The sequence below is a fragment of the Brevundimonas sanguinis genome, assembly GCF_029636725.1.
Lineage (GTDB): Bacteria > Pseudomonadota > Alphaproteobacteria > Caulobacterales > Caulobacteraceae > Brevundimonas > Brevundimonas sanguinis.
The window spans coordinates 278,387-292,509 of record NZ_CP116770.1 but is presented as its reverse complement, the minus strand read 5'-3'; the positions used below and the strand labels follow the sequence as shown (position 1 = coordinate 292,509).

Annotated in this window: 12 protein-coding genes; 7 read left to right on the top strand and 5 right to left on the bottom strand. The window is 68.7% G+C overall.

The window, feature by feature from the left end; translation table 11 throughout:
* Nucleotides 1–209: 209 nt before the first annotated feature.
* The 3 genes from groES to PIB44_RS01375 all read left to right on the top strand — a co-directional run bounded on the left by groES (nucleotide 210) and on the right by PIB44_RS01375 (nucleotide 4,115).
* The gene (gene groES / locus PIB44_RS01385) at nucleotides 210–497 is read left to right on the top strand and encodes a co-chaperone GroES (protein WP_024354450.1); all 288 of its coding nucleotides are present in this window, start codon (nucleotides 210–212) and stop codon (nucleotides 495–497) included.
* A gap of 56 nt (nucleotides 498–553) precedes the next feature.
* On the top strand, nucleotides 554–2,197 hold the full coding sequence (gene groL, locus PIB44_RS01380) for a chaperonin GroEL (protein WP_278070173.1): 1,644 nt from the start codon (nucleotides 554–556) through the stop codon (nucleotides 2,195–2,197).
* A 277-nt stretch (nucleotides 2,198–2,474) separates the two neighbouring features.
* Entirely contained in the window at nucleotides 2,475–4,115 is a 1,641-nt protein-coding gene (locus PIB44_RS01375) for a leucyl aminopeptidase family protein (protein ID WP_278070172.1), read from the top strand.
* 14 nt (nucleotides 4,116–4,129) lie between these two features.
* On the opposite strand, the gene greA is transcribed toward PIB44_RS01375, so the two are convergent.
* Nucleotides 4,130–4,612, bottom strand: a complete 483-nt coding sequence (gene greA / locus PIB44_RS01370; RefSeq protein ID WP_025976511.1) for a transcription elongation factor GreA — start codon at nucleotides 4,610–4,612, stop codon at nucleotides 4,130–4,132.
* A 47-nt stretch (nucleotides 4,613–4,659) separates the two neighbouring features.
* Here greA and PIB44_RS01365 point away from each other — a divergent pair, with 47 nt between their 5' ends.
* From PIB44_RS01365 to PIB44_RS01355, 3 genes are all read left to right on the top strand, one after another.
* Complete coding sequence (locus PIB44_RS01365; protein ID WP_278070171.1) at nucleotides 4,660–5,874, top strand: TIGR03862 family flavoprotein; 1,215 nt, start codon at nucleotides 4,660–4,662, stop codon at nucleotides 5,872–5,874.
* Between the two features lie 72 nt (nucleotides 5,875–5,946).
* Nucleotides 5,947–7,599 carry a M28 family metallopeptidase gene (locus tag PIB44_RS01360; RefSeq protein ID WP_278070170.1) on the top strand — a complete coding sequence of 551 codons (1,653 nt, stop codon included), beginning with the start codon at nucleotides 5,947–5,949 and terminating at the stop codon, nucleotides 7,597–7,599.
* A 31-nt stretch (nucleotides 7,600–7,630) separates the two neighbouring features.
* Entirely contained in the window at nucleotides 7,631–8,776 is a 1,146-nt protein-coding gene (locus tag PIB44_RS01355) for a serine hydrolase domain-containing protein (RefSeq protein ID WP_278070169.1), read from the top strand.
* Here PIB44_RS01355 and PIB44_RS01350 read toward each other — a convergent pair.
* The 3 genes from PIB44_RS01350 to PIB44_RS01340 form a co-directional block, all read right to left on the bottom strand.
* Entirely contained in the window at nucleotides 8,773–9,354 is a 582-nt protein-coding gene (locus PIB44_RS01350) for a YybH family protein (RefSeq protein ID WP_134582004.1), read from the bottom strand. The two genes, PIB44_RS01355 and PIB44_RS01350, sit on opposite strands and share 4 nt — an antisense overlap.
* A 33-nt stretch (nucleotides 9,355–9,387) precedes the next feature.
* Complete coding sequence (gene rarD, locus PIB44_RS01345) at nucleotides 9,388–10,392, bottom strand: EamA family transporter RarD (RefSeq protein WP_278070168.1); 1,005 nt, start codon at nucleotides 10,390–10,392, stop codon at nucleotides 9,388–9,390.
* A 105-nt stretch (nucleotides 10,393–10,497) separates the two neighbouring features.
* A complete protein-coding gene (locus PIB44_RS01340; RefSeq protein ID WP_278070167.1) occupies nucleotides 10,498–11,544 on the bottom strand; it encodes an aspartate-semialdehyde dehydrogenase in 1,047 nt (348 codons plus the stop codon).
* 149 nt (nucleotides 11,545–11,693) lie between these two features.
* Between PIB44_RS01340 and zapE the strand changes: the two genes are divergently transcribed.
* Nucleotides 11,694–12,806, top strand: a complete 1,113-nt coding sequence (zapE, locus tag PIB44_RS01335) for a cell division protein ZapE (protein ID WP_278070166.1) — start codon at nucleotides 11,694–11,696, stop codon at nucleotides 12,804–12,806.
* Nucleotides 12,807–13,157: 351 nt separating this feature from the next.
* Here zapE and mdh read toward each other — a convergent pair whose 3' ends face one another.
* Complete coding sequence (gene mdh, locus PIB44_RS01330; protein ID WP_278070165.1) at nucleotides 13,158–14,120, bottom strand: malate dehydrogenase; 963 nt, start codon at nucleotides 14,118–14,120, stop codon at nucleotides 13,158–13,160.
* Between the last annotated feature and the right edge of the window lie 3 nt (nucleotides 14,121–14,123).

Genomic DNA, 14,123 nt, shown 5'->3' with positions numbered 1-14,123 from the left:
TTGTTTCCTTTTTAGCGAAGCCTGTCTGAACGACCCCAGGGGCCTCTGTTCATTTTCGCTTCATCCAGGCGCCTAATTTGGCGCCGCCTCGCCCTTGACGCCTGCGGCTCCCCTGCCTAACTCCCCGGTCGTTAGCACTCGGGGAGGGCGACTGCCAAAAGTCGCGGGCTCCGAGGGCTGAAACCAACATCCTAACGGGAGTTACTCAGATGGCGTTTCGTCCGCTCGGCGACCGCGTGCTGGTCAAGCGCGTTGAAGAAGAATCCAAGACCAAGGGCGGGATCATCATCCCCGACACCGCCAAGGAAAAGCCCCAGGAAGGCGAAGTCGTCGCCGTGGGCCCCGGCGTCCGTGACGAAGACGGCAAGTTCGTCGCCCTGGAGCTGAAGGCCGGCGACCGCGTCCTGTTCGGCAAGTGGTCGGGCAGCGAAGTGAAGATCGACGGCGAAGACCTGATCATCATGAAGGAAACCGACGTCCTGGGCGTGCTGTCGTAAGACGCGTCCTGGTTTCCGGTTTCTCGCGTAAAAACATCTAGATAGGAGCAGCCCGCATGGCCGCTAAAATCGTAAAGTTCAACACCGACGCCCGCGACAAGATGCTCAAGGGCGTCAACATCCTGGCTGACGCCGTCAAGGTGACCCTGGGGCCGAAGGGCCGCCACGTCGTGATCCAGAAGTCCTTCGGCGCCCCGCGCTCGACCAAGGACGGCGTCTCGGTGGCCAAGGAAATCGAGCTGGAAGACGCCTTCGAGAACATGGGCGCCCAGATGATCCGCGAAGTCGCCTCCAAGGCGAACGACAAGGCGGGCGACGGCACCACCACCGCCACCGTCCTGGCCCAGGCCATCGTCCAGGAAGGCCTGAAGGCCGTGGCCGCCGGCATGAACCCGATGGATCTGAAGCGCGGCATCGACAAGGCTGTCGAAGCGGTGCTGGAAGAGGTCAAGTCGAACTCCAAGCCGGTCTCCAACAACTCGGAAATCGCCCAGGTCGGCACCATCTCGGCCAACGGCGACGCTGAAATCGGCGACCTGATCGCCCAGGCCATGGCCAAGGTCGGCAACGAAGGCGTCATCACCGTCGAAGAAGCCAAGACCGCCGAAACCACCGTCGACATCGTCGAGGGCATGCAGTTCGACCGCGGCTACCTGTCGCCCTACTTCATCACCAACCCGGACAAGATGGAGGCCGTCCTCGAGGAGCCGCTCATCCTGCTCCACGAGAAGAAGCTGACCTCGCTGCAGCCGATGCTGCCGGTGCTGGAAGCCGTGGTTCAGTCGGGTCGTCCCCTGCTGATCATCGCCGAGGACATCGAAGGCGAAGCCCTGGCGACCCTGGTCGTCAACAAGCTGCGCGGCGGCCTGCGCGTCGCCGCCGTCAAGGCTCCGGGCTTCGGCGACCGCCGCAAGGCCATGCTGGAAGACATCGCCATCCTGACGGGCGGCCAGGTCATCTCGGAAGACCTCGGCATCAAGCTGGAAACGGTCACGCTCGACATGCTGGGCAAGGCCAAGAAGGTCCAGATCACCAAGGACGACACCACCATCGTCGAAGGCGCTGGCGAGAAGGACGGCATCGAAGCCCGCGTCGGCCAGATCAAGCGTCAGATCGAGGACACCACCTCGGACTACGACCGTGAGAAGCTGCAAGAGCGCTTGGCCAAGCTGGCCGGCGGCGTCGCCGTCCTGCGCGTCGGCGGCTCGACCGAGGTCGAGGTCAAGGAGAAGAAGGACCGCGTCGACGACGCCCTGAACGCAACCCGCGCCGCTGCCGACGAAGGCATCGTCCCGGGCGGCGGCGTGGCCCTGCTGAAGGCCTCCAAGGTGCTGGCCGCGCTGAAGGTGGACAACGCCGACCAGACGGCCGGCGTCAACATCGTCCGTCGCGCCCTGCAGGCTCCGATCCGTCAGATCTCGGAAAACTCGGGCGTCGAAGGCTCGATCGTGGTCGGCAAGGTGCTGGAGTCGGACAAGGCCAACTTCGGCTTCAACGCCCAGACCGAGGAGTACGGCGACCTGGTGGAGATGGGCGTCATCGACCCGGCCAAGGTCGTCCGCTCGGCCCTGGCCTCGGCCGGCTCGGTCGCGGGCATCATGATCACGACCGAAGCCGCCATCGCCGACGCGCCCAAGAAGGCCGCGGCCGGCGCCCCCGACATGGGCGGCATGGGCGGTATGGGCGGCATGGACTTCTAAGGAAGTCCATCGTGACGCCCATCACTCAAAGTGGCTGGACCGACTGACGTCGGTCCAGCGGGCGGCATGGACTTCTAAAGAGGTCCGGCTTCTTAAAGCTCAGACGACGGAAGGGCGGGATCGAAAGGTCCCGCCCTTTCTCTTTGGGCTGCGCCTTCCCGATCGCGCGGACCCGGCGCGACAAGGCGTCGCGCCCTTCCGTCAGCGGAGCGGTTGCTCCCACGCGACGGTCCCGCCCATAAAGGCGCCTTCATCGTCACAGAGGGGGCCCTGATCGATGCGCCGCACCACCCGTATTCCGTCCTTCGCCGCAGCCGCGCTGATCGCCGCCGCCGGTCTGAGCGTCGCCGTCCCGGCCGAGGCGCAATCGCGCCGCGCCGCGCCCGCCGCCGAGCGTTCCGATTGGCCCGCCCGCGCCGCCCCGGCTCAGGCGCGCGCCGTGACCTTCGCCGCCGCTGCTGCGCCGTCTGGCTCTCTGGTCCTGCCTCTGGCGTCGGAGACTGAGCTCAACGCGCGCGGCGCGTCCCTGGACGCCGCCACGCGTCAGGCCATCGCCTCGGCCATCAGCGCCGCCCGCTTCGACTATAAGCCCCGCCAGACCCTGAACCTGCACGGCGTCGGCGGCTGGGATCGCATCCTGATCGTGGGTCTCGGCGAAGCGCCAAAAGCCGCCGACATCCAGACTGCCGGGATCGTCGCCGGCCGCGCCCTGAACAGCCAGCCCGGCGCCCTGACGGCCCTGGCGACCGGCCTGACGGCGGATATGGCGTCGGAGCTGGCGACGGGGCTGGGCATCGGCCACTACCGATCGGACCTCTATGTCACCACCGGCCGCGACCGCCCGGCGCCCGGCGCCCTGACCGTGGTGGCCGACGACGTTGGCAATGCTCAAGCGCACTATCGTCGCGGCGCGGCTCTGGTCGAGGCCATGGCCTGGACCCGCGACGTGTCCAATGAACCGGCCAACGTCATCTATCCCGAGACCTTCGTCGAGCGCGCCCGCGCCGCCTTCGCCGGCGTGCCGGGGGTCGAGATCACCGTGCTGGACGTGCCGGCGATGCAGCGGCTGGGCATGGGCGCCATCCTCGGCTCGGGTCAGGGATCGGCCCGTCCGCCGCGTATGCTGGCCGTGCATTATCGCGGGCAGGGCGCGCCGTCGGCAGGGCCGGTGGCCCTGTTGGGCAAGGGCATCACCTTCGATTCCGGCGGCATCTCGCTGAAGCCCGGCTCTAACATGGGCAATATGAAGATGGACATGTCCGGCGCCGCCAGCGTCGTCGGCGCCGTCCTGGCCCTGGCCAAGGGCGGAGCGCCGGTGGACGTGGTCGCCGTCGCCGCCCTGTCGGAAAACATGCCGGGCGGCAACGCCATCCGCCCCGCCGACGTCCTGACCGCCATGAACGGCAAGACCATCGAGATCGTCTCGACCGACGCCGAGGGCCGTCTGGTGCTGGCCGACGCCGTGGTCTGGGCCGACACGACGATGAACCCGGCCGCCATCGTCGATGTGGCCACCCTGACCGGCTCGGTCGGCGGCGCACTGGGGGGCGACTATGCGGGCCTGTTCAGCCGTCACGACGCCCTGGCCAATCAGCTGAAGACGGCGGGCGAGGCGACGGGCGAAACCCTGTGGCAGTTGCCGCTGCATCCGTCCTATGTGCGGGCCACCTCCTCGACCATCGCCGACATCAAGAACTCGGGCGACGGCGGGGCGGGCGCGGGCACCGGCGCCCACTTCATCGGCTACTTCGCCCGACCCGAGACGCCCTGGGCGCACCTGGACATCGCCAACATGGCCTTCGGCGGCGCCAATGACGTCAAGCCGGCCGGTTCGGCGGGCTACAGCGTCCGTCTGCTGGAGCGCTTCGTGCGCGACTTCCAGCCGGTGGCCAAGGAGAAGGGCACGGGCGGCTACTAAAGCCGCCTTCAGCCTCAGCCTTCCTTGATGGCGACGATCTCGACCGCCTGGCCCGCGACCGTCGCCTCATCCCCCTCGCGCCTGCCCATCAGGGCCTGAGCCAAGGGCGAGACGTGGCTGACGCTGCCCTGGGCGGGATCGGCCTCGTCCTCGCCGACGATGCGCCAGGTCTGGGTGCGGCCGTCCTCGCGCACGATCGTCACCGTATCGCCGAAGCGGACCTGGCCGTCCGGCGGCGCCTCGACCAGCTGGGCCGTGCTGCGCCGCGCCGACCAGTAGCGCAGGTCGCGCGTCGCCCTCGCCATGGCGGTGCGGTCGGCCTCGATGGAGCCCGCCGCCTGCGCCGCCGTATAGGCCGCCCGCGCGGCCGCCAGCTCGGCTTCGATCTGGGCCAGCCCTTGCGGGGTGACCAGGTTGGGATGCGGCGAAATCGGCCGGTCCGGCAGGTCCGCCGCCGTGGCTTCCAGATCTTCTTCTCGGGTAAAGGCGACGCTCATGACCATCAACATAGGCCCCGGCGCCCATTCCCGCTAGGAAGACGGCGATGACGCCCTCCCCTTCCATAGTCGCCGTGATCGGCGCCGGTCCCGCCGGGCTGATGGCCGCCGAGCGCCTGGCGCAGGCGGGCCTGCGCGTGATCGTGCACGAGCGCATGCCCTCGGTCGCGCGCAAATTCCTGATGGCCGGGCGCGGCGGGTTGAACCTGACCCATTCGGAACCGCTCGCGCCGTTCCTGAACCGCTACGACGCCGCCGCGCAGGCCCGCATCAAGGGCTGGCTGGACGCCTTTTCGCCCGCCGACCTGATCGAATGGGTCGAGGGGCTGGGCCAGCCCACCTTCATCGGTTCGTCCGGCCGCGTGTTTCCCAGGGCGATGAAGGCCTCGCCCCTGCTGCGCGCCTGGCTGACGCGGCTGGAGGGGCTGGGCGTCGAGTTCCGCACCCGCTCGCGCTGGACCGGCTGGCAAGACGAGGCCCTGATGTTCGACACGCCCCAGGGCGAGCGGATCGAGCAGCCCGACGCCGTGATTCTGGCCATGGGCGGCGCCAGCTGGGCGAAGCTGGGCTCGGACGCCGCCTGGGTTCCTGCGCTGGAGCAGTCGGGCGCCGAAGTGGCCGCCTTCCGGCCCGCCAATGTCGGCTTTGACGTCGCGTGGTCGCCGATCTTCGGCGACCGCTTCGCCGGAACGCCGCTGAAAGGGATCGCGCTGACGCACCAAGGCCGCACCGTGCGCGGCGAGGCCATGATCGCCGCCTATGGGATCGAGGGCGGCGGCGTCTACGCCCTGTCGGCTGCATTGCGCGAGGCGGTGGAGCGCGACGGATCGACCGTGCTGACGCTCGATCTTCGGCCCGACCTAAGCGTCGAAGCGCTGACCCAGCGCCTGTCGAAACCGCGCGGCAAGGACAGTCTGTCGAACTGGCTGCGCAAGGCCGCGCGGCTGGACGCGGCCGCTGTCGCCCTGTTGCGCGAAGGCGGCCCCCTGCCCGCAGACCCGGCCGAACTGGCCGCCCCGATCAAGGCCGTCGCCCTGACCCTGACCGGGGTTCAGGGGCTGAGCCGCGCCATCTCCTCGGCCGGGGGCGTGACGCTGGACTCGGTGGACGAGCGGCTGATGCTGAAGGCGCGGCCCGGCGTCTTTGCCGCGGGCGAAATGCTGGACTGGGAGGCGCCGACCGGCGGCTATCTGCTGCAGGCCTCCTTCGCCTCAGGCGTCGTCGCGGCCGACGGCGTGCGCGCCTGGCTGGACGGACGCTGAGGCCTTTCGGGGTCGACAGCGACGCCCTCAGGGGGCAGCGTGGCGCGACACTCCCAGATGTCGAGCCCGCCCATGACCCTCGCCCGTTCCGCCGCCGTCGGCCTGATCGCCGCCCTGATGTGTTCGACCTCTGCGCTGGCTCAAGCCGGCGCCCCGTCCGGCCGCATCGACCCGGCCCGACTGAACGAAGCGACCCGCGTGCTCGCCTCCGACGCGTTCGAGGGCCGCGCCCCGGTCACGCCTGGCGAGGACCGCACCATCGAATGGCTGAGCCAGCAGTTCCAGGCGCTCGGTCTCGAGCCCGGCGGCCCGAACGGCTCGTGGGTGCAGGTCGCCCAGGTCAGCCGCACCAGTCAGGACGGCCCCGCCGCCATCAGCGTGTCCGCCAAGGGCCGCACGACCGAGCTTCAGCGCGCCAAGGACGTCATCGTCTCGTCCGACCGGCCGGTGGAGCGCATCAGCCTGACCGATGCGCCGCTGGTCTTCGTCGGCTATGGCGTCGATGCGCCCGAGCGCGGCTGGGACGACTACAAGGGCGTCGATCTGACCGGCAAGATCATGCTGGTCCTGGTCAACGACCCGGACTTCGGCGCGCCGGAAGGCCATCCGGTCGCGGGCAAGTTCGACGGTCAGGCCATGACCTTCTATGGCCGCTGGACCTATAAGTTCCAGGTCGCGGCGGCGCATGGGGCGGCGGGCGTCCTGGTCATCCACGACACGCCCGGCGCGGGCTATCCCTGGTCGACGCTGGAGAACTCCTCGACCGCGCCCAAGTTCGACATCGTCCGCGCCGACCCCGACAAGGAGCGGGTGGCGGCTCAAGGGTGGATTCAGGGCGCCGTCGCCGAACAACTGTTCAGGGACGCCGGGCTGGACTTCGCCGCCCTGAAGGATCAGGCGCGCACGCCGGACTTCCGCCCCGTGGCGCTGGACGGCGTCACCATGTCCATCGACTTCGGTCAGAAGGCCGATCGGGTCGAGACGCGCAACGTCATCGGCCGCCTGCCAGGAACCAAATACCCCGACGAGACGGTCATGTTCGGCGCCCACTGGGACGCCTATGGCCGCGCGACGCCCAAGAACGGCGACGACATCTATAACGGCGCCGTGGACAATGCGACGGGCGTGGCCGGGATCATGGAGATCGCCCGCCTGTTCGCCGAGGGGCCGCGCCCCGAGCGCTCGACCGTGTTCATCAGCTGGGCGGCGGAAGAAACCGGTCTGCTGGGCGCCGAATACTACGCCGCCAATCCGGTCTGGCCGCTGGAGACGACGGTCGCCAACATCAACATGGACAGCCTGCTGCCGGGGACCGAGATCGACCCCAACATCGTCGTCATCGGCGCGGGCAAGAACGATCTGGACGACCGGCTGGCGGTTCTGGCCGCGCGCGAGGGACGCCGCCTGATCCCCGACCCGGCGCCGCACGCGGGGGCCTTCTATCGCTCGGACCACTTCCCGCTGGCGAGGAAGGGCGTGCCCGCCCTGTTCGCCGCCGCCGGCTTCACAGGCCACAACGAAGCCAGCCGCGATTACGTCGCCAATCGCTATCATCAGCCGACGGACGAATGGACGCCCGACTGGAAGATGGACGCCGCCGCCGCTGATGTTCAGCTGCTGTACGAAGTCGGCCGCGACCTGGCCAACTCGCGCGACTGGCCCGCGTGGAAGCCGGGCGACGAGTTCGAAGGCGCCCGCAACGCCTCGGCGTCGTCTCGGAAGTGACCCGCAGCCGCCAAAGCGCTAAACCGCACCCATGACCAGCCTCCCCGACCTCCACGGCGTCTGCCCGCCGCGTTTCAATGCGGTGAAGGACGCCTTCGCCGCCAACTTCACCGACGCGCCCGAAGGGCTGAACGAACTGGCCGCGCGTTTCAGCGTGACCATCGACGGCGAGGTGGCGGTGGACCTGTGGGCCGGGTCGGCCGATCTGGCGGGGACCAGGCCCTTCGCCGAAGACACGCTGGTCCCGGTCTTTTCGACCGGCAAGGCGGTGATGGCCCTGATGATCGCGCGCTGCGTCGACAGGGGGCTGTTGTCCTACGAGGACCGGGTCGCCGACCACTGGCCGGCCTTCGGCGCGGCCGGCAAGGACCAGCTGACCGTCGGCCAGATGATGAGCCACCAGTCCGGCCTGCCGGGCTTTTCCGACGGCGTGGAGCCGGCCATCTGGTTCGATCGTCAGGCGGTGCTCGACAGACTGGCGGCCCAGACGCCGCTGTGGGCGCCGGGCGCGGCGTCCGGCTATCACCCGATCACCATCGGCTATCTGGCGGGCGAGCTGTTCCGCATCGTCGACGGCCGGACTATGGGGACGGCCCTGCGCGAAGATTTCGCCCAGCCGTTCGATCTGGACCTGTGGATCGGCCTGCCCGAGGCCGAACACAGCCGCGTCGCCCAACTGCGCAAGCCCGCCGCGGCGCCGGACCTCGGCGCCATCGACGCGGTCAAGAAGGCCGCCTTCCTGGATCGCGGCTCGGCGCCCGGCGGACGCGGCTCGACCGAGTGGCGGATGGCGGAGATTCCGTCGGCCAATCTGCACGCCACGGCCAAGGATCTGGCGCGGATGATGTCCGTCGTCGCCACCGGCGGCGCGCTCGACCATCGGGCGGTGCTGTCGGAGGAAACGCTCGCCCAGGCCACGCGCGAGCGCATCCACGGACCGGACAAGGTGCTGCCCTTCGACATGAGCTGGGCGGCGGGCTTCACCCGCAATCAGGGCCTGAACATCTTCGGCCCCAACCCCGAGGCGGTCGGCCACTGCGGCTGGGGCGGGTCGATGGCGTTCGCCGACCAGGCGGCGGGGGTATCGGCCGCCTATGTCATGACGCGCCAGTCGCCGCATCTGATCGGCGACCCGCGCGCGTTGAGGCTGATCGAGGCGCTCTACGGCGCCCTCTAGGCCTCCGGCCCCCAGGCCAGCTGGTCGTGCACGATCAGCCAGCCGTCGACCGTGCGGCGCAGGATGCGGGTGAACAGGCCGCGATGGGTCTTGCCGCCGCGCGTCATCACCGCCCGCCCTGAAACCACCGCCGTATTGACGTCGAACTGCATGGTCTCGAACCACTCATAGGACAGCGTCCCCAGCCCGCCGGGCTCGGCGGCGCGGGCGTCCAGCGCCGCGCGCACGCTGTCGGGCCCCTTCAGCGGGGTGTCGCCCAGGAAGACCAGCAGCGGCTCGTCGTGGACATAGGTGGCCATGACCGCGTCGACCTGTCCCGAGGTCCAGGCGGCGGCCGCCGCGTCCAGGGCGTCGCTGACAGCATCGAAGGTCTCGGCCGTGGTCGGCGGCGCGGCGACGGTCGCCGGGGCGCCGGGGGCGGCGGACGGCGCGGCCTCGCGGGCGACCCCCGCGCGGGCGGTGCGGATCACGTCGTCGCCTCCGCCAAGGGCGCCGCTGCTTTGAGCGCAGGCGGAGGTCCCCCCGGCGATCAGCACGGACACGGCGAGGGCGGAGAGCAGGCGGGAGCGGATCATCATCCCCCTCTCTTTAGGACGGGACGACGCCAGACCTCAACGCGTGGGCGGCGGATTCTCGCCGATGGCGTCCATCCGGTCCTCGGCCGGATCGTCCAGCAGGCCCGGTTCAGGCGCGACAATGGTCTCGGCCGTGGCGGAGGCGCGGCGCACCTTCAGAACGGCGCCGACCGCGAAGACGGCCACGGCGATCCAGATGAAGACGAAGGACGCGATGCGCAGCGGCCCCAGAGCCTCGCCCTGAAGCGCGCCGATGATGAAGACGATGGTCGGCGCCAAAAACTGCAGGAAGCCCATGCTGGACAGGGGCATCCGCCGCGCCGCCCAGGCGAACAGGGCCAGGGGAATGACCGTCGCAGGTCCGGCGAACAGAAGCCAGAAGACCGAACCGGCCGACTGGGTAAAGTGGCCTGCGCCGCTCGTTTCGATGTGGATCAGCCAGATCAGCCCCGGCAGGGCCAGCAGCAGGCACTCCAGGAAGAGGCCCGTCTGGGCGTCGACCGAGACGCGCTTCCTGATGATGCCATAGGCCGCGAACGTCAGCGCCAGGATGAGCGAAACCCACGGAGCATGGCCCAGGGCGATGGTCTGCAGCAGCACCCCGACCGCCGCCAGGGCCATGGCGATCTTTCCGGCCCAGTCGATCTTCTCGCGGAACAGCCAGGCGCCCGCCGCCATGTTCAGCAGCGGATTCAGATAATAGCCCAGCGAGGCGTCCAGCGTCCGCCCGTTGTTCACGGCGATGATGTAGGTGGTCCAGTTGCCGGCGATCAGCACAGCGGACAGGGCCAGCCATCCCAGCACCTTCGGCTGGCGCAGCACGGCCATGACCTGCGTCCACTGGCGCGACAGCATGACCAGCAGCGCGGCCCAGACCAGGCCCCAGACGGCCCGGTGCCCCATGATCTCCCAGGCGTCCGCCCCCTGCTGGCCCATCTGCTGGAACACCAGGGGCACGAACCCCCAGATCAGGTAGCAGAATACGCCCGCACCCAGGGCGGCGCGGGCTTCGGACGCAGGAGGAGCAGACGACGCGCTCACGCTGGAAACCTTTCGATCCCCGCCGCATCGCCGACGCGGCGGGGTCATGGAGTGCTCAAACCGCCCTCAAGCAGCCTCGCGCCGCGCGCAAGGCGTTAGGGCTTCTTAGACCGTCAAAGTGCGATAGCCGCTCGACGGGGTGATGACGCCGGTCTCGTCCAGCAGTTGGGCGATCTGCACGGCGTTCAGGGCCGCGCCCTTGCGCAGGTTGTCGGACACCACCCAGAACGACAGACCGTGCTCGACGGTCGGGTCCTTGCGGATGCGCGACACATAGACGGCGTGCTCGCCCGCCGCGTCGACCGGGGTGATGTAGCCGTCGTGTTCCTGCTTATCGATGACCTGGACGCCGGGCGCATCGCGCAGGATTTCGCGCGCCTCGTCCGGCGCGATCGGACGGTCGAACTCGACCGTCACCGCTTCGGAGTGCCCGACGAAGACCGGCACGCGCACGCAGGTGACGGTCAGCTTGATCGAGGGATCGAGCATCTTGTGCGTCTCCTCCCACATCTTGGCCTCTTCGTCGGTATAGCCGTCGTCGCGGAACGAGCCGATGTAGGGGATGACGTTGAAGGCGATCTGCTTGGGGAACTTCTTGGGCGTGGCGTCGCCCAGGCCGTAGATGGCCTTGGTCTGGTTCCACAGCTCGTCCATGCCTTCCTTACCGGCGCCCGACACGGACTGGTAGGTCGAGACGACGACGCGCTTGATCTTGGCCGCGTCGTGCAGCGGCTTGAGCGCCACCACCAGTTGGGCGGTCGAGCAGTTGGGGTTGGCGACGATGTTCTTCTTGCGCGCCAGCTTGGCGTCGTCCGGGTTCACTTCCGGCACGATCAGCGGCACGTCCGGGTCCTGGCGGAAGGCCGAGGAGTTGTCGATGACGATGGGGCCGGCCTTGCCGATCTTCTCGGACCACTCGCGCGACACCGCGCCGCCGGCGCTCATCAGCACCAGGTCGACGCTGGAGAAGTCGAACTGTTCGATGTCCTCGCACTTGATGGTGCGATCGCCGAAGGAGACCTCGACGCCCTTGGATTTTCGGGAGGCGATCGCGTGCATTTTCTCGACGGGAAAGTTCAGTTCTTCGAGAATGGCCAGAATTTCCCGGCCGACATTGCCGGTGGCGCCTACGACGGCGACGCGATAGCCCATGATGAAATCATCCTTTGTACGGGGGCGTTTGGGAGAAACGCTTCTGCATTTGGGTCCTTCGCAGCCGTGAAGCAACCGGAATCCTCCAAATCGACGCCGGAAACGGCGACCGCCTTTCCCCGGCCCTGTCGGGGGGCTATCTGCTGGGCATGACCTCCCGCATCCGCAACGCCTACGACATCCGCGTGGAAGAAGGCGTGATCACGCCCGAGCCGGCCCAGGCCGCCCTGATCGGCGCGCTTGAACGGCTGGAGACCGACCTGTCGAAAAAGGGGCTGTTCGGCGCCCAGCGGGCCGTGCGCGGCATCTACATCTGGGGCCCGCCCGGACGCGGCAAGTCCATGCTGATGGACCTCTTCTATTCCTCGACGCCCGAGCAGAAGAAGGTGCGGGCCCACTTCCACGCCTTCATGGCGCGCATCCATGACCTGGTGAAACAGTGGCGCGACGGCACGGCGCGCAGCCGCAAGGAGGTGTTTGGGACCAGCCGGGGCGACGACCCCATTCCGCCGATCGCAGCCCTGATCGCCTCCGAGGCCCGGCTGCTGTGCTTCGACGAGTTGCAGGTCACGGACATCGCCGACGCCATGATCCTGGGCCGTCTGTTCGAGGCCCTGTTCGAGAAGAAGGTGGTGCTGGCCGTCACCTCGAACCGCGCGCCCGAAGACCTCTACAAGAACGGCATCAACCGCCAGCTCTTCCTGCCCTTCATCGACATCCTCCGTCAGCGCTGCGACGTGGTTGAGACGGCCGGCGCCCGCGACTTCCGCCTGGACCGCATGGCCGGGGCCAAGGTCTGGTTCTCGCCGCTGGACGCCGAGGCCCGGCAGGGCTTCGAGACCCTGTGGTCGGACCTGAAGGGCGGCGAGACGGAGGAGCCCATCGCCCTGCCGGTGCTGGGCCGCGAGGTGAAGCTGGAGCGCACGGTCGGCGCCATGGCGCGCGCGACCTTTGACGAGCTATGCGGCCGCCCGCTGGGGCCGCAGGACTATCTGGCCGTCGCCCGGCGCTTCCACACCCTGTTCCTGGCTGACGTGCCCCTGCTCAGCCCGGCCAACCACCACGAGGCGCGCCGTCTGGTGACGCTGGTCGATGCCCTCTACGAGGCCAAGACCCGCCTGGTCGTCCTGGCCCAAGCCGCGCCGGAAGCCCTCTATGTCGAAGGCGTCGGCGCCTTCGAGTTCGAGCGGACGGTGTCGCGCTTCAACGAGATGCAGAGCGAGGACTGGCTGGAGCAGCGCGAAGAAGCGGAAGCGGCTTAACCCTTCCTCTTCCATCATCCCGGCCGAAGCGCAGCCCCCCATCCTCCGTCATCCTCGGGCTTGACCCGAGGATCGGGTCATCCACCTGTTCGCGGCGTCCTAGCCCGCGCCCTGTCCGCCCTCCCGCCCGCTGAACGCTCGATCCTAGGGTCAAGCCCGAGGATGACGGCGGGGCAGGGGTCAACGCAGGTGGGCGAACACGCCCACGAAAAAAGGCCGCGCCCGAAGACGCGGCCCTTCTCATTTTTTAGTCCGGCCGCGGTCAGAAGGCGTCGCCTTCTCGACCCGACGCGGCCTGATTGGCGCTCAAGCAGCGCGGCTCCGCGAGCCGCGCGATAGCGCCCGCTGGCCTCAAGCCAAGGAAGGCTCGATGTCCTTGCAGGCCTGGATCAGGCCCTGGACCGACGCGACTGACTTGGCGAACATCGCCTTTTCGTCGTCGTTGGTGGTGAACTCGACGATCTTCTCGACGCCGTTCGCGCCGATCATCGCCGGGACGCCGACGTAGAGGTCCGACAGGCCGTACTCGCCCGACAGCCACACGGCGCACGGCAGGACGCGCTTCTGGTCCAGCAGGTAGGACTTGGCCATGGCGATGGCGGATTCAGCCGGGGCGTAGAAGGCCGAACCGGTCTTCAGCAGGGCCACGATCTCGCCGCCGCCCTTGCGGGTGCGCTCGACGATGGCGTCCATGTCGGCCTGGCTCAGGAAGCCGGCGGCGACGGCGTCCGGCAGCGGCAGGCCGCCCACGGTCGAGTGGCGCACCATCGGCACCATGTCGTCGCCGTGGCCGCCCAGGGTCCAGGCGTGGATGTCCTGCACCGACACGCCGGTCTTTTCAGCCAGGAAATAGGCGAAGCGGGCCGAGTCCAGCACGCCGGCCATGCCGATGACCTTCTCCTTGGGCAGGCCTGAGAACTTCTGCAGGGCCCAGACCATGGCGTCGAGCGGGTTGGTGATGCAGATGACGAAGGCGTTGGGGGCGTGCTGCTTGATGCCCTCGCCGACGGCCTTCATCACTTTCAGATTGATGCCGATCAGGTCGTCGCGGCTCATGCCCGGCTTGCGCGGCACGCCGGCGGTGACGATGCAGACGTCGGCGCCCGCGATGTCGGCGTAGTCGTTGGCGCCCTTCAGGGCCACGTCCTGACCGAAGACGGCCGAGGCTTCAGCGATGTCGAGGGCTTTGCCTTGCGGCGTGCCTTCGGCGATGTCGAACAGGATGACGTCGCCCAGCGCTTCGCGCGCGGCCACATGGGCCAGGGTTCCGCCGATCATTCCGGCGCCGATGAGGGCGATCTTCGCGCGAGCCATTCA